This is a genomic window from Verrucosispora sp. CNZ293 (assembly GCF_002754655.1).
In genome coordinates, this window is the sequence record NZ_PEFR01000001.1 from 246,801 (window position 1) to 270,491 (window position 23,691).

Sequence of the window (23,691 nt, forward strand, 5' to 3'; positions counted from 1 at the left end):
GGCCAGGACATGCTCCGGCCCCGCCGGTCCGATCCATCAGGATCGTCCCGGCGGGGCCGAAGTCCCGTCACCCTGGTCCGGCGGAGCCGGTCAGGTGGTGATCAGCCGAAGCAGTTCGGGATCGGGGTGAAGGTGCCGGCGCAGTTGGTCGGCTTGTTGGCCGTGATGGCCGACTTGTCGTCCACGTTCACCTCACCGAGGAAGCTGAAGACGCCGCCAGCGGTGAGAGTGGCGAAGTTGTGCGCCACCTTCGTCTTCTCCAGGTCGATCACACCGGCGACGGTGAAGATGCCGCCGCCGACGCCCAGCGGACCGACGGCCCGGTTGCCGCTGATCTCGCTGTGCCGGAAGGTCGCCTCACCGGTGCCGTTGAACACGCCACCGCCGAAGAAGCCCGCCTTGTTCTCGACGATCTTGGTTTCCTCGACGTTGGCGATCGCGCCGAAGCCGAGAGCCAGACCACCGCCGACGCCGGCCGTGGTGTTCTTGGCGACCTCGACGTGTGCCAGTTCGAGGGTGCTGTCGTCGCCGGCCGCGGTTACCCCGGCACCGGCCAGGAGCGCGGTGTTCCCGGTGACCTTCGAGTACTTGACGGTCGTGTTGCCCTCGATGTCGAGCAGACCGCCGCCGAAGCCGAGCACCTCGTTGCTGGTGATCTCGGTCTTCTCGATCCACGCGGTGCCGCCGTCGATGTCCTCCCGGAAGATGAACGCCGCGCCGTTGGCGATGCCGCCACCGCCGATGATCGCATCGTTGTTCTTCACCGTCGACGCGGCGACCCGCAGGACGCCGGCGTTGAAGATGCCGCCACCGTAGAGGAAGGCGGTGTTGTCGGCGACCGTGGTGTGGTACAGGCTGGCCTTGCCGAAGTTGGCCAGACCACCGCCGACGCCACCGGCCTGGTTGGCGACGATGTGCGTCTCCTCGAAGGAGGCGCTGCCGCCGGGCTGCACGAGCACGCCACCGCCGTCGTTGGATTCCGGATCGGCCAGTACCGACGGAGCCGCCTTGGCCTTGGCCTTGAGCGCGATGCCCTTGGGCGCGGCCTGGAGCAGCGGCAGGTACTCCTTCTTCGCCTCGGCGGCCTTGGTCGCCTCGACGGAGTTCGAGAACCGCGACCAGACCGCTTCGGGGGTGTCACCGTTGACCGCGAATGCCGAGGTCTGGCCGTTCTTGATGGTCAGGCCCTTGACGGTCAGGTTGCCGCCGCGTCCCACGTTGAGGATCCGGAACTCCTCGGCCGTAGCATCCCGGACGATCTTGGTGTCGTGGCCCTTGAGCACTACGTTCTCCGTGATCACCGGAAGACCGTTGGGGCCGGTGCCGTCGGTCGCGTCGGACCGGGTCAGGGTGTAGGTGCACCCCTTGGCGAGGTTCAGGACACCGCCGTGGTTCTCGTTGGCGAAGACGAGCGCCTGGATCAGCTTGTCGCTGTTGCAGGGCACATCCTTGCCGTGGTCCTTCTTCTCGTCGTCCCGCTTCTGGTCGTGCCGGGCGCGCTCGTCGGCGGCGTTGTCGGCCCGGTCCTCCTTCTTGCCCTTGTGGCCCTCGGGGGCGACCGCGTTCTGGTCGCCGTCCCTGCTGACCTGCTGGGCGGTGGACCAGCGCAGACCATCGGTACCAACCGCGCCGGCACCGGTGGCGACGCCGACGGCGGCAATGCTGACCACGCCGGTGAGCCCGGCGACGCCACTGGCGAGCCAGAGCTTGCGACGCCGCTTGGGCGTCGCCTCCGGCTCGCTGGCGTTGTTCTTAGCTACATAGTTGGACATCGGAGCTCTCTGCCCTCTCGTCGTACCAGACAGGGTCGTCACGCACAGGCGAGCGTCCCCTGCTACAAATCGGTTGTAGCTCCCAGAACCACCGTATGAGAATGTTCCTCGCCTGAAGGGCTTATCCGAAATAACCCCACATTGGGTACGTCGGTGGTCGGTGACGCCCAGGCCCGTGCTGACCGGCACGCCGGGGCGGCTACCGCCCGGACGGCGCTGACCGGCCAGGTACGCCCTGGTGGGGATGGCTGGGCCGAAGATGGGGCTCCTCCGTAGCGCCCAGCGGTACGGAGGAGCCCCTCTATGTGGTGGTGCTGTCCTGTTGCGTGTCGCTCGCCTCGGCGATGGCTCAGCCGAAGCAGCGGTCAGGGATGACCGGACTGCCGATGCAGTTGGTCGGTCGGTTGCCGGTCACCGCGGACTTCCGGTCGATCTCCACCTGGTCGTTGTCGGTGTAGATACCGCCGGGTCGGTTGGTGGCCACGTTGTCGGCGACCTTGGTCCGGATCAGCGTGGTGACGCCGTCCTGGTTGACGATGCCGCCCGCGAAACCACCCGTACCCGTCGCCTGGTTCGCCCACAGCTCGGAGTCCCGCAGGGTCACCGAGGCACCGTCGTTGAACAGGCCACCGGCGGCGCCGTTGGCGGCCACGTTCTCCTTGAGCAGGCTGTGCGCGATGACGGCCGTGGAGTCCTCGGCGAACCCGAGGCCACCGGCGTCGTCGCTCGCGAAGTTCCGGACGACGAACACGTGCTCCAGGTTCACCCGGCCGTCCCCGAGCGCGACCAGACCGCCGCCGTCGAGGCTGCTGGTGTTGTCGGTGAGGTGGCTCTGGACGGCAGTGGTGTCGCCGCCGTTGACGAAGACGCCGCCGCCGAGCAGTCCGGTCCGGTTGTGGCTGATCGTGCTCTTCCAGATCCAGACCGTGCCGCCCGTACCGGCGAAGCCGTTGGGCGTGGAGCCGTTGGCGATACCGCCGCCCCCGGTGCCCGAGGTGTTGTAGACGATCTTCGACTCCTCGACCCGCAGCGTGCCCGCGTTGAACACACCACCGCCGAAACTGCCGGCGCTGTTCTGCTCAACCGTGCTGCTGCGGATCGTGGTGGTGCCGAAATTGGCGATCCCGCCGCCGTTTCGGGTCGCCTGGTTCTGCACGATCCGGGTGTGCTCCAGATCCGCGGTACCACCCCGCTGCACCAGGATGCCCCCGCCGTCGACACCGTCGGCGGCGATGCTCGGCGGCGCCGCATCCGCTTCGGCGGTCCCGGCCTTGGCCGCCTTGGCCGCCTTGGCCGCGTTGGCCGCCTTGGCCGTCTTGGCTCCGTCGGTTGCGGCCTTCGCTCCGGTGGCCTTGGCCTTGGGCTCGGTGGCCTTTGCGGTTTCGGCCGCCGTGGTCCCGGCGGCCCTGGCCGCGTCGATCCTGGCGGTCCCGACCCGGGCCGGTTCCACGGCACCGAGTCCCCGGGCCGTGGCCGGTGCCGCAGGCGTCATGCCCGGAGCGGTCTGACCACCCTTGACCGTCACGCCCTTGAGCGTCAGGTGACCACCACGGCCGACGTTGAGGATGCGGAACCGTTCGACGTTCGCGGCGCGGACGAGCTTGCTGTCGTCACCCTTCAACGTGATCGGTTTGGTGATCACCGGAAGCCCGTTGCCGTTGTCGCTGCGGGTCAGTTCGTACGTGCAGTGTCGGGCCAGGCTGAGTACGGCGCCGTGGTTCTGGTTGGCGTGCACGATCGCCTGGATCAGCTTGTCGGTGTCACAGGGCACCTCGTGCGCCCGGTGCTTGTCCCCATCGACGCCGTCCTTGCGGCCGGCGTCCTTCCGGCCGGCATGCTCGCCGGCCGACTCCTTGGCATCGCCGCTCTCGGTCGCTTCGGCCTTCCCGGCGTCGCTGACGTTCTGCCGGGCGTTGGACTGCGCGTCCGTGCGGCCCGAGCTTCCGGGTCGGTCGTCGCGGGCGGCCACCCCACCCAGGGCGGCCAGACCGACCACGCCGGTCAGACCGGCGACGCCCGCTGTCAGCCAGAGTTTTCGCCGTCGAAGTCCCGGCGGAGCCGGGGGTGGCGGAGCCGGGGGCGGCCCACCGTAGGAAGTGGTCACGTCATCAGACATCAGAGCCTTCCGCCCTTTCCTGCTACAGAGTGGCCCGCACCGAGCGAATGGGTGCGAGCAGCCACAAATGGGTTGCAGCCTCTGATGACCACCGTATGAGAATGTTCCTCGCGAGAAGGATGAACCCGAAATAACCCCGCATTAGCACCTGATCGGGCATCACTGCGTCATCTCGCGGGATCGGGGTGAAAGCGGCTGAGCAGGGCAGACGAGGGCGGGCCCCGGTCGGGAGCAACAGTCTCGTAGCTCCCGACGGGGCCCGCCCTCGTCAGCGTCGCCCGATCAGTCGGGCAGTGCGGGTCGCCCGATCAGTCGGGCAGTGCGGTCAGTCGGGCAGTGCGGTCAGTCGAGCGGCCCGGTCAGCCAGGCAGTCGCGGCCCGGCTTCGCGCTGCTCGGCCAGCCAGGTCTCCACCTCGTCGGCCTGGCGGGGCAGGCCCGCCGACAAATTCACCGCGCCGCCGGTGGTGACCAGGACGTCGTCCTCGATCCGGATGCCGATGCCGCGCAGTTCCTCCGGCACCAGCTCGTCCTCCGGCTGGAAGTACAGCCCCGGCTCGACGGTGAGCACGTACCCCTCGCCCAGGGTGCCGTCGCGGTACATCTCCTTGCGGGCGTTCGAGCAGTCGTGCACGTCGATGCCGAGCATGTGCCCGAAGCCGTGCAGCGTCCAACGGCGGTACACCATGGAATTCTCGTCCATCGCCTCGTCCACTCTCACCGGCAGCAGCCCCAGGTCGGCAAGTCCCTCGGCGAGCACCCGCATACAGGTCAGGTGGACGTCCTTGAAGGTCACGCCCGGCTTGATGACGTCGATGCCGGCCTGCTGCGAGGCGTACACGATGTCGTAGACCTGGCGCTGCAACGGGGTGAACCGGCCGTTGACCGGCAGCACCCGCGTCACGTCCGCCGTGTAGAGGTTGCGTCCCTCCACGCCCATGTCCATCAGCAGCAGCTCACCCGGGCGGGTGACGCCGTGGTTGTGCACCCAGTGCAGGATCGTGGCGTGCTCACCGGCACCGACGATGGAGCCGTAGCCGACGTCGTTGCCGTCGTGCCGGGCCCGCAGCGCGAAGATGCCCTCCAGCAGCCGCTCGGCGACACCCCGGTCGGCCGGCAGTGCCCGGGCCACGTCCTCGAAGCCGCGTACCGTGGCGTCGACCGCCTCCTGGAGCTGGGCGATCTCCCATTCGTCCTTGACCAGCTTCTGCTCAGAGATGGCGATGGCCAGCTCGCGGTCGCGGGCCGGCTGCCCCTCCTCGCGCGGGCCGTCCCAGGGCCGCACCGCGGTGTCCACCCGGGTGTCGAAGCCGCGCAGCACCCGGGTACGCGCGGGTGCCAGCTCCGCCAGCGCCGTGTCCAGCTCGGTCAGGTCGGCGGTGGGCAGGCCCAGCTCGGTCGACTTCTCGGTCAGGGTGTGCCGCCGGCCCACCCACAGCTCGCCGTGACGGCTGCGGAAGAACTCGTCGTTCTCCCGGGACGAGCGGGGACGCATGTACAGCGTGGCGTCGTGGCCGGAGCCGTTCGGCCGCAGCACCAGCACGCCGTCCGGGTCGTGGTCGCCGGTCAGGTACGCGAAGTCGCTACCCGGCCGGAACCGGTACTCGGTGTCGTTGGCGCGTACCTTCTCGCCGCCGGTGGGGATCACGAGCGTCTCGCCCGGGAAGGCCGCCGAGAGGGCGGCCCGGCGCTTGGCGTAGTTCGGTACCTCCGGCCGTGGGCCGACCGGCAGGGTGGTGTCCCGCCAGCCCTGCCGCATGAACGACAGGAACGCCTGGGGGAAATCCGGGTCGTGTGACTCGGTGCCGTCGGTCGGCTCGCCGTCGGTGCGTTCCTGTTCCTCGGTCATGCCCCGCTCCCTTCGCCTCATTGCTGGTCCGACGGTACCGCGAACGCGGTCGCGGGCCGAGCCGCCGGTGGCCGTCGCGGTGAGCCCGGCAGTGCCGCGACGACCGATCAGCACGCGTGGAAAGATGACGGACATGTGCGGACTCCTGGCTTTCTTCAGTGCGCGCGGCGATGCCGCCGCCCACCGCGACAACATCGCCGGGGCGTTGGAATGCCTGCACCACCGCGGCCCGGACGAGACCGGGGTCGAGGTGGTCGGCGACGCCTCCGGCCGGTACGCGGACGGGGTCTTCGCCCACAAGCGGTTGGCGATCATCGACGTCGCGCTCAGCCATGAGCCGTTGCCCTACGCCGACGGGCGTTACCTGCTGACCTTCAACGGCGAGATCTACAACTACATCGAGCTGCGCGAGGAGCTGATCCGCGACTACGGTGCCCGGTTCGCCACAAACGGCGACGGGGAGGTCATCGTCGCCGGTTACCACTACTGGGGCGAGCAGGTGCTCACCCGGCTGCGGGGCATGTTCGCCTTCGTCATCTGGGACCGGCAGGAGCGGCGCGCGTTCGGTGCCCGCGACTACTACGGCATCAAGCCGCTGCACTACCTGGAGACCGCCGACGGGCTCTACCTGGCCTCGGAGAAGAAGGCCCTGCTGCCCTTCGCCCAGTCGGCGTACGCCGGGGACGCCGGGGTCGACACGGCCAACCTCAGCCACTACCTGACCCTCCAGTACGTGCCGGAGCCCGGCACCCTGCACCGGGGGATCAGCCGGATCGGCTCGGGGGAGTACCTGACCTGGACGCCGGGCGGGCGGATCGACGTGCGGCGCTGGTACCGGCCGGTGTTCCGGCCCGCCCCGGTCTCCGACGAGCAGAAGCTCTACCACGAGATCCGGGAGACGCTGCGCGAGAGCGTACGCATGCACATGCGCTCGGACGTGCCGGTCGGCTCGTTCCTGTCCAGCGGGATCGACTCGACAGCTGTGGTCGCCCTGGCCCGGGAGTTCAACCCGAACATCCTCACCTTCACCGTCGGCTACGACGTGCCGGGATATTCCGAGATCGACGTCGCCCAGGAATCGGCCCGCCACCTCGACGTGACCACCATCCCGACCAAGATCGGGCCGCAGGACATGATCGAGGCGTTGCCGAAGATCGTCTGGCACCTGGACGACCCGGTCGCCGACCCGGCCCTGGTGCCGCTCTACTTCGTCGCGAAGAAGGCCGCCGAACACGTCACGGTGGTCCTCTCCGGCGAGGGCGCCGACGAGTTCTTCGGCGGGTACACGATCTACCGGGAGCCGCTCTCGCTGAGCGGCGTCAACGGGTTGCCCGGCGGGGTGCAGAAGGGCCTGCGGGCGGTCTCCAAGGCGATCCCCCAGGGGGTCAAGGGCAAGAGCTTCCTGGAGCGCGGCACCACGCCGATCGAGGAGCGCTACTACGGCAACGCCCGGATGTTCACCGAGGAGGAGAAGCAGCACCTGCTGCGCCGCTACGACCCGTCGGTGCGCTACACCGACGTGACCGCGCCGATCTACGCCGAGTGCACCGAGCTGGACGACGTCACCAAGATGCAGTACGTCGACCTCTACACCTGGCTGCGCGGCGACATCCTGGTCAAGGCGGACCGGATCTCCATGGCGCACTCGCTTGAGGTGCGGGTGCCGTTCCTCGACCGGGCGGTGTTCGAGGTGGCGGCGAAGATCCCGGTGGAGCTGAAGCTGCCGCCGCGCTCCGACGCCACCAAGTACGCCATGCGCCAGGCGTTGCAGGGCGTGGTGCCGCCGGCCATCGTCAACCGCAAGAAGCTGGGCTTCCCGACCCCGACCCGGGTCTGGCTGCGCGGTGAGATGTACGAGTGGGCCCGACACGTGCTGTCCACCTCCGGTGCCGGCGACCTGCTCGACCTGTCGTACGCGTTGCGCCTGCTGGAGGAGCACAAGCGGGAGGAGTTCGACCACTCGCGCAAGGTGTGGACGGTGCTGATCTTCTGCATCTGGCACGCGATCTTCGTGGCGAAGACCCTCGACCCGGGCATCCAACGCAACCAGTCGGCCCTGCTGACCAAGCCCGTCGTCGGCTCCATGGTGCGCTGACCGACACGCGGACAAGCGGAAGGGGGCCCCGCGAGGGGCCCCCTTCGTGGTGCTGGTGGTTAGCTGCTGGAGCAGGTCGCCGTGGGCGTCGCGCCGCTGCCGCTGGCGAGGAAGCCGAACGTCGTACTGCCGTTGGCCGCGACGGAGCCGTTGTACGACACGTTGCGGGCCGTCACCGATGATCCGGACGTGGTCTGGCTGGCGTTCCACACCTGGCTGATCTGCTGGCCACTGGGCCAGCTCCAGTTCGCGGTCCAGCCGTTCAACGCCGAGCTGCCGGTGTTCCTGATCTCGACCTCACCCTGGAACCCACCGGACCAGCTGCTGGTCACCTTGACGGTGGCCGTGCAGCCACCGGGACCCGGCGGCGGCGTGGTCGGGTTCGGCGGGGGCGTGGTCGGGTTCGGCGGCGGGGTGGTCGGGTTCGGCGGCGGGGTGGTGGGGTTCGGCGGCGGCGTGGTCTGGTTGCCGCCGATGCCGGTCACCTCACCGTTGCCACCGTCGAAGACGACGTCGGAGCAGCCGAAGAAGTTCTCCTGGCTGTCCGAGCGGACCCACCGGGAGTAGATGATGTGCCGGCCGCTCTTGTTCGACGGCAGATTGCCGGTGAAGTAGTAGTGGCCGTCGTTGGTGCCGACCGCGCCGCGCTGCGGCGGGTTGGTCACCGTCAGGAACGGCTGGGCCTCCAGGTCGCTCCAGGCCAGCGCCCGGGTCGGGCTCCAGCTGTCGCGGGTCACGTAGAAGTAGAACGTGCCCGGGTGGTGGGCCCAGTTGCTGTACTTGAACTCGATCGACCGGCCGGCGGTCAGGTGCGTCAGCGGCCAGTCGTTGCGGGCCAGGTCGTAGCCACGGAAGCCGGTGGCCCCGCCGCTGCACAGCTGGCCGTCCGGGATGAAACCGGTGGTCCGACCGTTGGCGTCCGAACGCAGCACGCTGAACCAGTTGTACAGCGAGTTGGTCCCGCTCTGGGCCACGGCGGCGGCGCAGGCCGGGTTGTTCGGCCTGATCTCACCGGTCTGGGTGAGGCCGTCGCGCCAGCAGAGGAAGGTACGGGCACCCGGCGTCATCGCCGCGCCGTGCGCGGCAGCCGGGTTGGGGGTGGCGATCACGATGACCGCCCCCGCGAGAAGAGTGAAAGCCGCAGTGACGAGCGCGGCCAAACGTGGACGTTGCACGGGTTCTCCTGACTCGCGGGGCGCATTGCGTGGGTGCGCCCCGCCGAACGCGCGGGATGGCGGATTGGTGCCGCCCCCGCTGCTGGGGCGGATGCGACTACGCGGCGACCGTGCGGATGGGGACGGATGGCCCAACCGGCACGCTGTCGCCAGCGGAGTGTCGACGCGTGAATGCCCTCGCGCGATGTGAAGCCCGGCGCCGGTGGACGCGCAGCCCCCGCGCCACCCGGCATCATCATCCCACCACGCCGGGTCGCGGGATGCAATAGCCACCGCTCGATGTGTGAATCGGGCCCGGTGCGCAGCGCGCAGCCCCCGCCAATACCGTGGCTTCCACGCCCCGGCACACACCCGCTGTGCCAGCCTGGGCATCACGTACGGCAGACGGAAGGACCTGACGATGGGATACGCGGTGGTGCTCGGCGAGGCGCTCGTCGACCTGCTGGACACCGAGTGCGACGGTGCGCCGGTCTACCGGCAGGCGATCGGCGGCGGACCGCTGAACGTCGCCGTCGGGGTCGCCCGGCTCGGTGGCGCGGTGCAGTTCGTCGGGTCGCTCGGCGACGATGTGCTCGCCGACCGGATCCGTGTCTTCCTCACCACCGAACAGGTGGGACTTGCCGGCGCGGTCACCGCCGCGGTACCGACCACGCTGGCGGTGGCCACCTTCTCCGGTGCCGAGCCGGACTTCCGCTTCTACGGCGAGCCGCCCTCGTACGCGCTGCTCGGTCCCGACGACCTCGACGTCGCGCTGGTCGAGGGCGCCGACGTGCTCTACTGCGGCTCGATCGTGTTGCTGGCCCCGACGACGCTGGCCGCCGCCCGCCGGGCCTGGGCGGCGGCCCCGGGGCTGCGAGTGTTCGATCCGAACGTCCGTCCCCGGCTGCTGTCCGGCCCGCAGGCGCTGGCCGGGCTGCGCGAGGTCGTCGCCGAGTTCGCCGCCGGGGCGCACCTGGTCAAGCTCAGCGCCGCTGACGCGGAACTGCTCTATCCGGGCGAGCCGGTCGAGTCGGTGGCGGTGTATCTGCGCGAACTGGGCGCGGCCACAGTGGTGGTCACCCTCGGGGCCGCCGGCGCGGTGGTCGCCGCCGCAACTGCCGATCCGGTACGCGTACCCGCCCCGACCGTCGACGCCGTGGACGCCACCGGCGGGGGTGACTCGGTGATGGCCGCCCTCGTCGCCGACCTGCTGACCGGCGGGGAGCCGGTCGAGGCCGCCGGCTGGCACGAGCGGGTCGGCTACGCGCTGCGGGTCGCCGGTCTGGTCTGCGAGCGGCCCGGCGGCGCGGTCGCCATGCCCACCCGCGCCGAGGTGCGCCAGCGCTTCGGCGACTGACGGGCCAACCCGGCCCGAGGGGTACCCGGGCCTCGAACTCGACAGGAGTTCGCCGCAGCCACGGTGACGAGGTCAGGCGGTGCCGTCGAGTTCGGCGTACCCACGCCGGGCGGCGGTCAACGCGTGGCGGGCCGGGAACGGGGCGTCGGCGGCGACCCGCTCCGGCGGTGCGCCGCCGGTGTGCCCGGCCCGGATCAGCCAGGCCAACTCCACGAGCTGAGCGTGCTGGGCCCGGACGAACTCCGCGTCGACCGGCTCGCCGTGCCCGGGTACGACCACCGTCGAAGACGAGATCGACCGGGACAGCTCGGCCAGCGCGTCGGGCCACTGCAACGGGTACGAGTCCTCGAACGCCGGCGGACCGGCCTGCTCGACCAGGTCACCGGCGACCAGCAGGTCGGCGTCGGGCACCTGCACGACCAGGTCGGCGTCGGTGTGGCCCCGCCCGGGGTGGCGCAGCACCACCCGTCGGCCACCGACGTCGAGGACCGCCTCGGTACGCACGATGTGGGTGGGCGCCAGCAGCGCGGTGTCGGCCAGCTCGGCGGCGAGTTCCGGATGCCCGGCGTGCAGCTCCGCGTACGCCTCCCGGCGCAGCCGGTCCGGCTCGTCGCGGATCGCCGCGGCGGCCACATCGTGGGCCCATACCGGCCGGGGCGGATCACCGGCGAGCGTGGCGTTGCCGAAGCAGTGGTCGAAATGGTGGTGGGTGTTCACAAGCGTCAGCGGGTCGGTGGTGACCACGCGCACCGCGGCGGCCAGCTCGGCCGCCTGCCCGGCGGTGGAGAGGGTGTCGACGAGCAGCGCCGCGCCGTCGCCCAGCACCAGCGTGACGTTCACCGCAAGCACCGGCTCACGGAGCACGAGCACCCGCTCGGCGACCTCCACGAACCGGCCGGTGGTGGTCATGCCGTCCCACCGGCGTGTTGGGTGATCTCGATGAACCGGCCGGTGTTGGTCATGCCGCCCCACCGGCGCGTTGCATGAACCGGAGCCGGTCGACCACGACCCGCTCCACCCGTCCCTCGGCGACGGTCTGCCCGCCCTCGGTGACGTCGACCTCGAACACCAGCCGACGCCTGTCGACCTCGGTCAGCCGGGCCTGCGCCGCGACCGTACGGCCCACCGGCGTCGCGGCCCGATGCTCCAGCTCCACCCGGGTGCCCACGGTGGTGGAGCCGCTGGGCAGGTGGCGGGCGGTCGCGGCCACCGTGGCCGCCTCGGCCAGGGCCAGCACCCGTGGCGTGCCGAGCACCGGGACGTCACCGGAACCGACCGCCTGAGCGGTGTCGGCGTCGGTGACTGTCAACTCGACCCGGGCGGTCAGACCCGGGGCCAGGGCTTGATCCGATGACTCCCGCATGGCCACAGCGTAGGTGCTCGGCGAGACCGGGATCACGCGGCCGGGCAGATGCGTCATGCTCGCCACGACGGGGCAGCTGCTCCTGCGCCTGCCCGCCACGACGGCGCAGGTGCTCCTGCGTCCGGTCGGGCCCAGGTCGCCGCTAACCTTGTCCGCGATGTCTGCCGTGACCGACCCCCAGCCCCCCGCCCCGACCGAGCCGCCCACCCCGCGCGACGGCGGGCGCCGCCGCGTGATCGCGATGTCGGTCTGGGGTGTCGCCTTCGTGGCGGGCTGGCTCGTCATCGGCCTGCCCACCGATCCGGTGTACGCGTTCTTCTGGATCTGGGCCGGCACCATCGCCTGGTACTCCGCCCGCCCGTGGCGCAGCCACCTGCGCTTCGCCCGGGACTGGGTGCCGGTGGTACTGCTGCTGGTGGCCTACAACCTCTCCCGTGGGTTCGCCTACCACGACGGGACCGTGCCGCACGCCTACGAGCTGATCCTGGCGGACCGGCTGATGTTCGGCTGGGCCATGGACGGCCAGGTGCCGACGGTCTGGTTGCAGCAACATCTGTACCAGCCGGAGGTGCGTTGGTGGGACGTCCTGGTCAGCTGGGTGTACTTCTCCCACTTCGTGGCGGCGCTGGCCGCCGCGGCGGTGCTCTGGATGGTCGAGCGCAGCCGGTGGGCGGCGTTCATGCGCCGCTGGTTCTTCCTCTGCGCCACCGGTCTGATCACCTACTTCCTCTACCCGGCCGCGCCGCCCTGGTGGGCCGCGCAGAACGGGCTGATCGAGGAGGTGGCCCGGATCTCCACCCGGGGCTGGAAGGCGTTCGGCATGCACGGGGCGGGCAACCTGCTCAACGCCGGGCAGTTGGCCTCGAACCCGGTGGCCGCGATGCCGTCGCTGCACACCGCCTTCGCCCTGTTCGTGGTGCTCTTCTTCCTGCGTAACGTCCGGCGCCGCTGGTGGCCGCTGCTGCTGGCCTACCCGCTGGCGATGACCTTCACCCTGGTCTACAGCGGCGAGCACTACGTCATCGACGTGCTGGTCGGCTGGGCATACGTCGGGATGACCTTCCTGGCCGTCGGTTGGGCCGAACGCATGTGGGCCCGCCGAAAGGCCCGCCACACCCCACCCGCCCCCACCACCGACCCGACCCCCACCACCGACCCGACCCCCACCACCGAGCCCGACCAGGCCACCCCACCAGCACCCCCACCAAGGCACCCTCCATCCCATCCCCCCGCTGACCCCACCCACCCCACCCACCCCACCCCCGTCCGGATCGCCTCGCCGATCTTGCGGTTTCGGTCGCCGATACGCACCTTTTGTCGGCATTGTCGAGACGAAAAGTGCAAGATCGCGGGAGTGGGGAGTGGGGTGGGGGTGGGGTGGGGTGTTAGGGGGTGGGGTTGCGGGCGGCTTGGCCGCGGGCGGTCAGCTCGGCCGCCAGGGCCCAGGCGTCGGCGAGGTCCCGGTCCACCGCCGCCGCGCCGGCCCCACCAGCGGTGTCGGCGTGCACGGTGGCCAGACCGAGCAGCCGCTGCACCGGCCCCTGCACCACCCGTACGCTCTGCAACCGGGCGTACGGCACGATCGTCAGCTGGCGGGTGAGCAGGCCGGAGCGGACCGCGAAGACCTGCTCGGCCAGGCCGGCACCGAGGATCTGGCGGCTCAGCGGGTTGACCCAGCGGGCCCGGGTCGGCGGTGGGCGCAGCGGCAACGACGACAGCGCCACGCCCGGTAGCACCTCGGCCACGATCATCTCGCCCGTCGGCTGGTCACCGACGGGCAGTAGCCGGTCGGGCCGGTTGCGCTCATCAGCCTCGCCAGCCGCGTAACCGGCCACCTCCAGGCGCAGCCGGAGCCAACCCTTCATCCGCCAGAGCAGCGGCCAGGTCACCCGCACGGTCTGCACCCGGTGCAACGGGACCGTCTGTGATCTGGTCTCCAACAGGCCGTTGCGGATCCGCAGCCGATCCTCGTCGCGGGCCAGCTGGAACCGCCAGTCGTCGAGCACCCGGCGGACCGGTTGCAGCAGGACACCAGCCATCGCGGTGAGCGTGCTCGCCACCGCTATGAAGGACCAGGAATCCTCGGACAGGAACTGCACGGCCACGAAGGCCACCCCGAAGGGCAGCAGGAACGCCTGCGGGGTCAGTAGCTGACTGATCAGCAGGTCCCGGTTGCTCACCGCGTGCAGCGGCCGGCCGGACGTCGGCGGTGGCTCGGCGCCGTCCGCCACCGCCGGCGACGGGGCAACCGGCACCGCGCCGGAGGGGTGACCGGCCAGGGCCAGCAGACGCTGCCGCAACGCCCCGGCTTCGCCGGCACTGAGGTACGCCAGCGGTGCTTCGGTCTTGCCGCCGCCGACCACCTCCAGCCGCAGCTCAGCCAGCCCGGTGAGTTGGGCGAGCAACGGCCGGACCACCTCGACGGCCTGGAGCCGTTCCAGCGGAATCGCCCGGGTACGCCGCCAGAGCAGCCCCTCGTGGATGCGCAGTTCCCGGCCGACCACCTGGTAGCCGGTGTTGTACCAGCTGATCACGGCAAGCACGCTCGCGCCGAGCGCGAGCACGATCACCATCGCGACGAACCAGCCGAACCCGACCCGGGACAGGGTCGACCAGGACAACCCGGCGATGACCACAACCAGCGACTTGGCGCCATGCAGCGCGGGACTCAACGGATGCAGCCGTTGCCGAGCCGGCGGACCCTGCGACGGCGAACCGGCCCACCCTCCGGGAGGCTGCGGCGGCTGCGAGCCGGCCCATCCGGCGGGCGGCGGGTGCGGGCCGGTCCATCCGGCGGGCGGCTGCGGCGAACCGGAGGGCGATGACGGCCCGGCCACCTGGTACGGGCCGCGCTGCGGGCCCTCGCCCGGCGCTGCTGCCTCGGCGGGCACTGCCGGCGCGGCATGATCGGGCGGTGGTGCCGCGGTGGGCACAGCCGGCCCGCCGTGCTCGGACGGCTGGCCGGGGCCATGGACGCCGAACCCGCCCTCGACCTGATCCCGCTCGTGCGCGGCGGATGGGTTCCGGTCCGGACCTGGACCGGCGGACCCGCTCACAGTCCTTCCGCCCGGTCCTCGCCGAGCGCGGTCAGGCGGTCCCGCAGCCGGGACGCCTCCGCGGGACGTAACCCCGGCACCCGGGCATCGCTTGCCGCAGCCGCGGTGTGCAACTGCACGGTGGCCAGGTCGAACGCCCGCTCCAGCGGGCCGGCGCTGACGTCGACGAACTGCATGCGTGAATACGGGACGATGGACAGTCGGCGGACCAGCAGACCGTGCCGGACCAGCAGGTCGTCCTCGCGTTCGGCGTAGCCCCAGGCGCGTACCGCCCGGACGATCGTCACCGCCCGCCAGAGAGCGAACACCCCGACGGCGCCGAGCGCCACACCGAACGGCCAGGAACCGGTGAACGCCCAACCGACCCCGAGCACGGCCGAGACGAAGGCCACTCCGGCCGCCAGGCGCAGCAACTCCACCCAGATCAGGTCGGTCGAGATCGACTGCCAGCGGACGGTGTCCGGCCACGGTTCGAGCGGGCTGGTCGGTGCGGTCGGCGGCGGAACCTCAGGTGCGTCATCGCTCACCGGGCTGACTTTCCGTTGTACGCGTCCACTCTTCGAGCGTAGGCGATCCCGCCAGCGGGGCGACCTCCCGCAGAAAGCCCCGCGCGTCGAGAAAATCTCCGAGCGAGGACCGGTGCGTCGCACAGGCGAGCCAGGTCTTGCGCCGCTCGGGTGTGTGCAGGCGGGGATTGTTCCAGCGCAGTGCCCAACGGGCCGGGGCACGACACCCACGGGCCGAACAGACGAGAGCGTCGGCGGCGATATCGGGGTGGGTCATCCCGCTCAGTCTAGAACGGCGGGGGAGAATGAGCGCCGGGCGGCCACGGGGGAAGCCGCCCGGCGACGGATGAATGGTACACACGCCGGGGTGGCTTTTGTCCACTGGCGATCGGCGATTCCTCCGTCCCGGAACGGCGTGGCGGAAATCGGTCGCTCCCTCCGTCGGTACTCAGCCGGGCATGCGAGGCTTGTTACCGCACACGCCGCGACGACCGATCACGCTGTGGAGGACCAGTGGCCCAGCCGACCACGCCCGACGCCCCGCCGCCGAACGGGGCGCAACCGGAGACGCCCGCGCCGCCGACCACCCCGGCGCAGGACGCCACCCTGTTGGAGCGGGCCCTGTTCGAGATCAAGCGCGTGATCGTCGGGCAGGACCGGATGGTCGAGCGGATGTTCGTCGCGCTGCTCGCCCGCGGGCACTGTCTGCTGGAGGGCGTACCGGGGGTGGCCAAGACCCTGGCTGTGGAAACCCTCGCCAAGGTGGTCGGTGGCTCGTTCGCCCGGGTGCAGTTCACCCCGGACCTGGTGCCGGCCGACATCATGGGCACCAGGATCTACCGGCAGTCCAGTGAGAAGTTCGACGTCGAACTGGGCCCGGTCTTCGTCAACTTCCTGCTCGCCGACGAGATCAACCGGGCGCCGGCGAAGGTGCAGTCCGCGCTGCTGGAGGTGATGAGCGAGCGGCAGGTGTCGATCGGCGGCGAGAGCCACCGGGTGCCCAACCCCTTCCTGGTGATGGCGACGCAGAACCCGATCGAGCAGGAGGGGGTGTATCCCCTGCCGGAGGCGCAACGGGACCGGTTCCTCATGAAGATCATCGTGGGGTATCCGACCGACGCCGAGGAACGGGAGATCGTCTACCGGATGGGTGTCGCACCGCCCGAGCCCACAGCGGTGTTCGACACCGACGACCTGATCGCCCTGCAACGCAAGGCCGACCAGGTTTTCGTCCACAACGCCCTTGTCGACTACGCGGTCCGGCTGGTGCTGGCCACCCGTACGCCTGCGGAACACGGCATGCCCGACGTCGCGCAACTGATCCAGTACGGTGCCAGCCCCCGGGCCTCGCTCGGGCTGGTCCGGGCCACCCGGGCGTTGGCCCTGCTCCGCGGACGCGACTACGCCCTGCCGCAGGACGTGCAGGACATCGCGCCGGACATCCTGCGGCACCGGCTGGTGCTCAGTTACGACGCGCTCGCCGACGACGTACCGGCCGACCACGTGGTGCACCGGGTGATGTCGACGATCCCGCTGCCGTCGGTGGCACCTCGGCAGCAGGCCACCCCGCCCGCCGCAGCTGTGGCACCTACCTCGGGGTGGCCCGGGCAGCGGCCGTGACCTCGACCACCCCTCGACCCGGTGAGCCGGACCGCCTGGCGGCCACCGACCGTTCCGGAGCCGTGCTGTCCCGGCTGCAACTGCTGGTGACCCGCAAACTCGACGGACTCCTTCAGGGTGACTACGCGGGCCTGCTACCCGGCCCGGGCAGCGAGGCCGGCGAGTCGCGCGAGTACCGCCCCGGCGACGACGTGCGCCGAATGGACTGGCCGGTGACCGCCCGGACCACCACCCCGCACGTGCGGCGTACCGTTGCCGATCGTGAGCTGGAGACGTGGCTGGCGGTGGACCTGTCGGCGAGCCTCGACTTCGGCACCGGTCGCTGGCTCAAGCGGGATGTGGTGATCGCGGCGGCTGCCGCGATCACCCACCTGACCGTGCGGGGCGGCAACCGCATCGGCGCGGTCGTGGGCAGCGGCGCAGATCTTCCGACGGCTCGACGGGGCCGACGCGCCGCAGCCGTGCCGGCGGGGCCGGGGCGACTGGTCCGGTTGCCGGCCCGGTCCGGACGCAAGGAGGCCCAGGGCATGCTGCGGGCCATCGCCGGCACCGAGATCCGGCCGGGCCGCGGTGACCTCGGGGCCCTCATCGACATGCTCAACCGCCCACCCCGGCGGCGCGGTGTCGCCGTCGTCATCTCCGACTTCCTCGCCCCGCCGGCCCAGTGGGCGCGTCCACTGCGGAAGCTGCGGGTACGACAGGACCTGCTGGCGATCGAGGTGGTCGATCCGCGGGAGCTGGAACTGCCCGACGTCGGGGTGCTCCCGGTGGTCGACCCGGAGACCGGCGAACTGCACGAGGTGCAGACCGCCGACCCGAGCCTGCGGCACCGTTACGCGGCGGCCGCCGCCGCCCAGCGGGCGGAGATCTCCGCCGCGTTGCGCGCCGCCGGCGCCGCCCACCTGCGACTGCGTACGGACCGAGACTGGCTGCTGGACATGGTGCGCTTCGTGGCCGCCCAGCGGCACGCCCGCACCCGGGGGACGACGAGATGATCAGATTGCTCCAACCGTGGTGGCTGCTGGCCGTGCTGCCGGTGCTCGCCCTCGCCGCGTTGTACGTCTGGCGGCAGCTACGCCGGCGCGACTACGCGCTGCGGTTCACGAACGTGGACCTGCTGCGTACCGTGGCACCGAAGGGCCTCGGCTGGCGTCGGCACCTGCCGGCCACCGCGTTCCTGCTGGCCCTGCTGGTGCTGGCCGGCGCGCTGGCCCGGCCCGCGGTCGACACCCGGGAGCCGCTGGAACGCGCCACCATCATGCTGGCCATCGACGTGTCGCTGTCGATGCAGGCCGACGACGTGCCACCGAACCGGCTGGAGGCGGCCCAGGAGGCGGCCAAGCAGTTCGTGGCGGAGCTGCCGGAGACGTACAACTTGGGGTTGGTCTCGTTCGCCAAGTCGGCGAACGTGCTGGTGCCGCCGACAAAGGACCGCCCGGCGGTGACGAGTGCCATCGAGGGTCTGGTGCTGGCCGAGGCGACGGCCACCGGCGAGGCGGTGTTCACCTGCCTGGAGGCGATCCGGTCGGTGCCGGCCGACGGGGCGGCGGGCATCCCGCCGGCCCGGATCGTGCTGCTCTCCGACGGCTTCCGTACGGCCGGAAGGTCGGTGGAGGAGGCGGCCGCGGCGGCACAGGCGGCGAACGTGCCGGTCTCCACGATCGCCTTCGGCACCGACTCCGGCCACGTCGACATCGGGGGGCAGCTGCAACGGGTGCCGGTGGACCGGCTGGCCCTGGCCGACCTGGCCGAGACCACCGAGGGATTCTTCTACGAGGCGGCCACCGTCAGCGAGCTGAAGCAGGTGTACCAGGACATGGGCAGCTCGATCGGCTTCCGCACCGAACCCCGCGAGATCACCCAGTGGTACGCCGGCATAGCCCTGCTGCTGGCCCTCTGCGCCGGAGCATTCAGCCTCATCTGGTCCTCCCGCATGATCTGACCCCCACTGGGGGATGGGGTGGGGTCAGTGGTTGGCGCTGGCTAGGACGAAGAGGACGGCTACCCAGACGGCGGCGAGGGTGAAGCCCAGGGGGGCGACGTAGCGGCTCATGACAGCTCCGACGTGGCGGCTTGGCGGCCCGGGCAGGCGGACCGCGGAAGGGGTGGATCGGGACGCGCACGCGAAGTCGTGACCGGGCTGCTTTCCGACGACACCCGTCCGGTCGGCCGCCACGACAGCGATGCCGGGCGGTGGAACGGGTGCGCGGGGAGCGGGCCAGCTCAGGCGGAGCGGGGCTCAGCGTGGCTGGCGGTCGGCCCGGCCACGACTGGGAGGATCGCTATCTGGCACAGCGATCACCTCCTCGGGTCGGGTTCCGGGGCGACGCGGGCCGCCGAGCGACCCGCAAACGTCGATCATCGTACACCCGGGTTGTGGACCCGGCTCACTCGGTCGACCGGCTGGTGCGCCGTGGCCGTTCATCGGTCGACGGCTGGCCGGCCGGCGCTGACAGGTGCTGTCGTCAGCCCGGGATCGCGTCGCCGGACGAGGAGCACCAGCACGGTGGCGAGTACCGGCAGCCAACCGATCCGGGCCAGCAGCCAGATCGGGTCGTCCGGGGCGGTGTGCAGCCCCGGCAGCGCGGCCCCGCCATGTGCGGCCAGCACCACCACCGCGACCAGCACCGGTTGGTGCCAGAGGTAGACGCGCACCGCGTGCCGGTTGATCTCGCCAACCAGCCGGTGGGGCAGCGGCCGGCCCAGCAACCGGACCAGCGAAGGCCGGGCGAGCAGGCCGAGACCGACCTGGGCGACCGCGAGCGCCACCACGAACAGTGACGGAGGAGCAAGATTGGACCGGGCATCGCCGGGCACCCCGACCGCGCTGGCCGGGTAGCCCGGGGCGAGCACGGCGGCCAGCCCGATCACCCCGGTGACAGCCAGCCATCCGGCGTCCCGCAGTCGGCACAGCCGGCCGTCGGCGTGGGCCACCCCCAGCACATACGGCACCGCCCAGGCCGACAGCACGGTCACCGGTGGCAGCCAGGTGCCGGCCGGGAGCAGCCGCACGGCCAGGTCGCTGCCGGCCACCACGGCCGCCGCGGCGACCGCGCTGCGCGGGATCCCCCAGCGGCGTACGGCGGCGCGCAGCGGGCCGGTGAGCATCACCAGGGCCAGCAGAGGTGCCAGGAACCACAGTCCAGTGGTCGACGCCGCACGGGATAGTCCGGTCCCACCACGGCGCGGCGCAGCCCCGCCAGGGCGACACGGACGGTACTGCGGTCCATATCCCGGCAGGGTAGTTCGAGCGGCCGGCTCCGTCGTGCGACCAGGGAGTGATCCATCCAGTGGTACCGCGGTATGACGTGCGGCGGTTAGTGATTACCGTGCGGTAACGCCTAGTCTCCAAGCCGCAGCGATCTTTGGGAGGGGACGCACCGTGTCGCGAACTGTGCTGGTTACCGGGGGCAACCGGGGTATCGGTCTGGCCATCGCCCAGGCTTTCGCCAAGCAGGGCGACCGGGTGGCGATCACCCACCGGGGCAGCGGAGCCCCCGACGGACTGTTCGGCGTGCAGTGCGACATCACCGACGGCGAGTCCGTCGACGCGGCCTTTGCGGCGGTCGAGGCGGAACTCGGCCCGGTGGAGGTGCTCGTCGCCAACGCGGGCATCACCGACGACACGCTGCTGCTGCGCATGTCGGAGGAGCAGTTCACCCGGGTGCTGGACACCAACCTGACCGGCGCGTACCGCTGCGCCAAGCGGGCCTCCGGGAAGATGCTGCGGGCCAGGTGGGGGCGTATGATCTTCGTCTCCTCGGTGGTCGGTCTGTCCGGTGGCGCCGGCCAGGTCAACTACGCGGCTAGCAAGGCCGGCCTGGTCGGGGTGGCCCGCTCGATCACCCGGGAGCTGGGCGGTCGGAACATCACCGCCAACGTGGTCGCGCCGGGCTTCATCGAGACCGACATGACCGCCGGGCTGACCGACCAGCGCAAGGCCGAGATCCTCAAGTCGATCCCGGCGGGGCGGATGGCCAGCCCGGACGAGGTGGCGGCGGTGGTCACCTGGCTGGCCTGCGACGGCGCCGGGTACGTCTCCGGTGCGGTCATCCCGGTCGACGGTGGCCTGGGCATGGGCCACTGAATCCTGAGCACGGAGGAATGAGGGTAAATGTCCGGACTGCTGGCCGGTAAGCGGCTGCTCGTCACCGGCGTCATCACCGACGCCTCGATCGCCTTCTCAGTGGCCAAGCTCGCTCAGGAGAACGGCGCCCAGGTCGTGCTCACCGGCTACGGTCGGCTGTCGCTCGTGGAGCGGATCGCCAAGCGGCTGCCCGAGCCGGCACCCGTGATCGAGTTGGACGTGACCGACCCCGAGCAGCTCGCCGGGCTGGCCGATAAGGTCCGCGAGCACGTCGACGGGCTCGACGGGGTGGTCCACTCGATCGGGTTCGCCCCGCAGAGCTGCCTCGGTGGCGGGTTCCTCGACGCCTCCTGGGAAGACGTGGCCACCGCGCTGCACGTCTCGACGTACTCCTACAAGTCCCTGGCCGTCGCGGCGCTGCCGCTGATGTCGCCGGGCGGCTCGGTGGTCGGTCTGACCTTCGACGCCACCCAGGCCTGGCCGGTGTACGACTGGATGGGCGTGGCCAAGGCGGGGCTGGAGTCGGCCTCCCGCTACCTCGCGCTGCACCTGGGCAAGCAGGGCATCCGCAGCAACCTGGTGGCCGCCGGTCCGCTGCGCACCATGGCCGCGAAGTCCATCCCGGGCTTCGAGCAGTTCGAGGACGCCTGGGCGGGGCGCGCCCCGCTGGGTTGGGACCTCACCGACCAGGAACCGGCCGCGCGGGCCTGTCTCGCCCTGCTGTCCGACTGGTTCCCGGCGACCACCGGCGAGATCGTGCACGTGGACGGCGGCTACCACGCGGTCGGCGCCTGACGCCGACCTTCCCGCTGTCTGTTTACGACCGGGACCCGGGGGCGTTGCCGGGACGCCGCAGGCCACCGGCAACAATGGGCCCATGGCGTACGACGCGGTGGTGCTGGTGTCCTTCGGTGGCCCGGAGGGGCCCGACGACGTGCTGCCGTTCCTGCAGAACGTGACCCGGGGGCGGGGCGTTCCGCCGGAGCGGCTGGCCGAGGTGGCCGAGCACTACCACCACTTCGGCGGGGTCTCCCCGATCAACGAGCAGTGCCGGGAACTGTTGTCGGCGGTCCGTGCCGACTTCGCCGCCAACGGGCTCGACCTGCCGGTGTACTGGGGCAACCGGAACTGGGACCCGATGCTCGCCGACACAGTGGCCCAGATGCGTGACGACGGCGTACGTCGGGCGTTGGCGTTCGTCACGAGCGCCTTCGGCGGCTACTCCTCGTGCCGGCAGTACCAGGAGGACATCACCGCCGCGCGGGCGGCGGTCGGCCCGGACGCGCCGGTGATCGAGAAGCTGCGCCAGTTCTGGGACCACCCCGGTTTCGTCGAGCCGCACGTGGACGCGGTGCGCTCCGCGCTGGCCCAGCTCGACCCGGCGCGGCGGGACAGCACCCGGCTCGTCTTCACCGCGCACTCGGTGCCGATCTCGGCGGCCGACAGCGCCGGCCCGCACGGTGGCCGGTACACCGCCCAGCTCGCCGAGACGGCCCGGCTGGTGCACGCGGCGGCGGCCCCGGACCTGCCGTACGACCTGGTCTGGCAGAGCCGATCCGGCCCGCCCCACGTGCCGTGGCTGGAGCCGGACATCAACGACCACCTGGAAACCCTCGCCGAGCAGGGCGTGACCGGCGTGGTGGTCAGCCCGATCGGCTTCGTCTCAGACCACCTCGAGGTGGTGTGGGACCTGGACACCGAGGCGTTGGACACGGCCAAGCGGCTCGGGGTGGACTTCGTCCGTGCCGGTACCCCCGGCACCGACCCCCGCTACGTGACCATGGTGCGGGAACTGGTGCGGGAACGCATCGATCCGGACGGGGCGCAGTCGCGCCGTCGCCTGGGCCAGCTGCCGATGTGGGACACCTGTCCCACGGTCTGTTGCGTCCCACCCCGCCGTCCGTCCTGACCGCTGCGACACCCCTGGGGATGATCATGCAGGACCGTAAGCCCGTCGAGAGCTGGCTCACCGACATGGACGGGGTGCTGGTACACGAGGGCCAGCCGGTGCCGGGCGCGCCGGAGTTCGTCAAGCGGCTGCGCACCTCCGGCAAGCCCTTCCTGGTGCTGACCAACAACTCCATCTACACGCCACGCGACCTCCAGGCCCGGTTGGCCCGGATGGGGCTGGACGTGCCGGAGCAGGCGATCTGGTCGTCCGCCCTGGCCACCGCCCAGTTCCTGGCCGACCAGCGGCCGGGCGGCACGGCGTACGTCATCGGGGAGGCCGGGCTGACCACCGCCCTGCACGCGGTGGGCTACGTGCTCAGCGACTTCGCCCCCGACTACGTGGTGCTGGGGGAGACCCGCACCTACAGCTTCGAGGCGATCACCAAGGCGGTCCGGCTGATCAACGACGGGGCCCGGTTCATCTGCACCAACCCCGACGCCACCGGGCCCTCGGTGGAGGGCGCGCTGCCGGCCGCCGGATCGGTGGCCGCGATGATCTCCAAGGCCACCGGCGTGGAGCCGTACTTCGTCGGCAAGCCCAACCCGATGATGATGCGGTCGGCCCTGAACACGATAAACGCGCACTCGGAGAGCACCGCGATGATCGGTGACCGAATGGACACCGACATTCTCTGCGGCCTGGAAGCCGGGCTGGAGACCATCCTCGTGCTGACCGGGATCAGTTCCCGGGTGGAGGCGGAGCGCTACCCGTACCGCCCCTCCCGGATCGTCAACTCGGTCGCCGACCTGATCGACGAGATCTGAGCC

The 23,691-nt window shown here is 71.1% G+C and carries 19 protein-coding genes and 1 pseudogene; 10 read left to right on the top strand and 10 right to left on the bottom strand.

The annotated features are described in order from the left end of the window. Window positions 1-101: 101 nt before the first annotated feature. The 3 genes from CLT74_RS01095 to CLT74_RS01105 all read right to left on the bottom strand — a co-directional run bounded on the left by CLT74_RS01095 (window position 102) and on the right by CLT74_RS01105 (window position 5,735). The gene (locus CLT74_RS01095) at window positions 102-1,772 is read right to left on the bottom strand and encodes a hypothetical protein (protein ID WP_099844873.1); all 1,671 of its coding nucleotides are present in this window, start codon (window positions 1,770-1,772) and stop codon (window positions 102-104) included. A 349-nt stretch (window positions 1,773-2,121) separates the two neighbouring features. Next, on the bottom strand, window positions 2,122-3,888 hold the full coding sequence (locus CLT74_RS01100; RefSeq protein WP_099844874.1) for a hypothetical protein: 1,767 nt from the start codon (window positions 3,886-3,888) through the stop codon (window positions 2,122-2,124). A 359-nt stretch (window positions 3,889-4,247) separates the two neighbouring features. Further along, complete coding sequence (locus CLT74_RS01105; protein WP_099844875.1) at window positions 4,248-5,735, bottom strand: aminopeptidase P family protein; 1,488 nt, start codon at window positions 5,733-5,735, stop codon at window positions 4,248-4,250. A 133-nt stretch (window positions 5,736-5,868) separates the two neighbouring features. Here CLT74_RS01105 and asnB point away from each other — a divergent pair, with 133 nt between their 5' ends. Further along, complete coding sequence (asnB, locus tag CLT74_RS01110; protein WP_099844876.1) at window positions 5,869-7,830, top strand: asparagine synthase (glutamine-hydrolyzing); 1,962 nt, start codon at window positions 5,869-5,871, stop codon at window positions 7,828-7,830. Between the two features lie 59 nt (window positions 7,831-7,889). Here asnB and CLT74_RS01115 read toward each other — a convergent pair whose 3' ends face one another. Continuing rightward, window positions 7,890-9,005: a lytic polysaccharide monooxygenase gene (locus CLT74_RS01115; protein ID WP_099844877.1), complete on the bottom strand. Its 1,116-nt coding sequence runs from the start codon at window positions 9,003-9,005 to the stop codon at window positions 7,890-7,892. A 400-nt stretch (window positions 9,006-9,405) separates the two neighbouring features. On the opposite strand from CLT74_RS01115, the gene CLT74_RS01120 reads away from it, so the two are divergent. Then, a complete protein-coding gene (locus tag CLT74_RS01120) occupies window positions 9,406-10,341 on the top strand; it encodes a PfkB family carbohydrate kinase (protein WP_099844878.1) in 936 nt (311 codons plus the stop codon). 72 nt (window positions 10,342-10,413) lie between these two features. Here CLT74_RS01120 and CLT74_RS01125 read toward each other — a convergent pair whose 3' ends face one another. Together CLT74_RS01125 and CLT74_RS01130 are read right to left on the bottom strand one after the other, a co-directional pair. Then, window positions 10,414-11,250 (bottom strand): MBL fold metallo-hydrolase, encoded by an 837-nt coding sequence (locus CLT74_RS01125; protein ID WP_099844879.1) that lies wholly within the window; start codon window positions 11,248-11,250, stop codon window positions 10,414-10,416. 49 nt (window positions 11,251-11,299) lie between these two features. Continuing rightward, window positions 11,300-11,704 carry a thioesterase, FlK family gene (locus tag CLT74_RS01130; protein ID WP_099851079.1) on the bottom strand — a complete coding sequence of 135 codons (405 nt, stop codon included), beginning with the start codon at window positions 11,702-11,704 and terminating at the stop codon, window positions 11,300-11,302. A gap of 157 nt (window positions 11,705-11,861) precedes the next feature. On the opposite strand from CLT74_RS01130, the pseudogene CLT74_RS01135 reads away from it, so the two are divergent. Further along, window positions 11,862-12,825 (top strand): annotated as a pseudogene (locus tag CLT74_RS01135) (phosphatase PAP2 family protein); the annotation flags it as partial. 264 nt (window positions 12,826-13,089) lie between these two features. Here the strand turns inward: CLT74_RS01135 and CLT74_RS01140 are convergent. Continuing rightward, a complete protein-coding gene (locus CLT74_RS01140) occupies window positions 13,090-14,595 on the bottom strand; it encodes a PH domain-containing protein (RefSeq protein ID WP_486582683.1) in 1,506 nt (501 codons plus the stop codon). Window positions 14,596-14,756: 161 nt separating this feature from the next. Next, window positions 14,757-15,287 carry a PH domain-containing protein gene (locus CLT74_RS01145; protein ID WP_099844880.1) on the bottom strand — a complete coding sequence of 177 codons (531 nt, stop codon included), beginning with the start codon at window positions 15,285-15,287 and terminating at the stop codon, window positions 14,757-14,759. 492 nt (window positions 15,288-15,779) lie between these two features. On the opposite strand from CLT74_RS01145, the gene CLT74_RS01155 reads away from it, so the two are divergent. The 3 genes from CLT74_RS01155 to CLT74_RS01165 are packed head-to-tail and all read left to right on the top strand — an operon-like array spanning window position 15,780 to window position 18,828. Further along, window positions 15,780-16,886 carry an AAA family ATPase gene (locus CLT74_RS01155; RefSeq protein ID WP_099844882.1) on the top strand — a complete coding sequence of 369 codons (1,107 nt, stop codon included), beginning with the start codon at window positions 15,780-15,782 and terminating at the stop codon, window positions 16,884-16,886. Then, window positions 16,865-17,881 (top strand): DUF58 domain-containing protein, encoded by a 1,017-nt coding sequence (locus tag CLT74_RS01160; RefSeq protein ID WP_099844883.1) that lies wholly within the window; start codon window positions 16,865-16,867, stop codon window positions 17,879-17,881. Before CLT74_RS01155 ends, CLT74_RS01160 begins: the two co-directional genes overlap by 22 nt. Continuing rightward, on the top strand, window positions 17,878-18,828 hold the full coding sequence (locus CLT74_RS01165) for a VWA domain-containing protein (RefSeq protein ID WP_099844884.1): 951 nt from the start codon (window positions 17,878-17,880) through the stop codon (window positions 18,826-18,828). The genes CLT74_RS01160 and CLT74_RS01165 overlap by 4 nt, the downstream gene beginning before the upstream one ends. Before the next feature lie 479 nt (window positions 18,829-19,307). On the opposite strand, the gene CLT74_RS01175 is transcribed toward CLT74_RS01165, so the two are convergent. Together CLT74_RS01175 and CLT74_RS30995 are read right to left on the bottom strand one after the other, a co-directional pair. Beyond that, window positions 19,308-19,994, bottom strand: a complete 687-nt coding sequence (locus tag CLT74_RS01175) for a hypothetical protein (RefSeq protein WP_099844886.1) — start codon at window positions 19,992-19,994, stop codon at window positions 19,308-19,310. Continuing rightward, entirely contained in the window at window positions 19,994-20,116 is a 123-nt protein-coding gene (locus CLT74_RS30995) for a hypothetical protein (protein ID WP_486581882.1), read from the bottom strand. Before CLT74_RS30995 ends, CLT74_RS01175 begins: the two co-directional genes overlap by 1 nt. Before the next feature lie 152 nt (window positions 20,117-20,268). Between CLT74_RS30995 and fabG the strand changes: the two genes are divergently transcribed. From fabG to CLT74_RS01195, 4 genes are all read left to right on the top strand, one after another. Next, entirely contained in the window at window positions 20,269-20,973 is a 705-nt protein-coding gene (gene fabG, locus CLT74_RS01180) for a 3-oxoacyl-ACP reductase FabG (protein WP_099844887.1), read from the top strand. 27 nt (window positions 20,974-21,000) lie between these two features. Next, the gene (fabI, locus tag CLT74_RS01185; protein ID WP_099844888.1) at window positions 21,001-21,768 is read left to right on the top strand and encodes an enoyl-ACP reductase FabI; all 768 of its coding nucleotides are present in this window, start codon (window positions 21,001-21,003) and stop codon (window positions 21,766-21,768) included. A gap of 82 nt (window positions 21,769-21,850) precedes the next feature. Continuing rightward, on the top strand, window positions 21,851-22,882 hold the full coding sequence (locus tag CLT74_RS01190; protein WP_099844889.1) for a ferrochelatase: 1,032 nt from the start codon (window positions 21,851-21,853) through the stop codon (window positions 22,880-22,882). Beyond that, window positions 22,831-23,688 (top strand): HAD-IIA family hydrolase, encoded by an 858-nt coding sequence (locus tag CLT74_RS01195; RefSeq protein ID WP_199172034.1) that lies wholly within the window; start codon window positions 22,831-22,833, stop codon window positions 23,686-23,688. Before CLT74_RS01190 ends, CLT74_RS01195 begins: the two co-directional genes overlap by 52 nt. The last annotated feature ends 3 nt before the right edge of the window (window positions 23,689-23,691 follow it).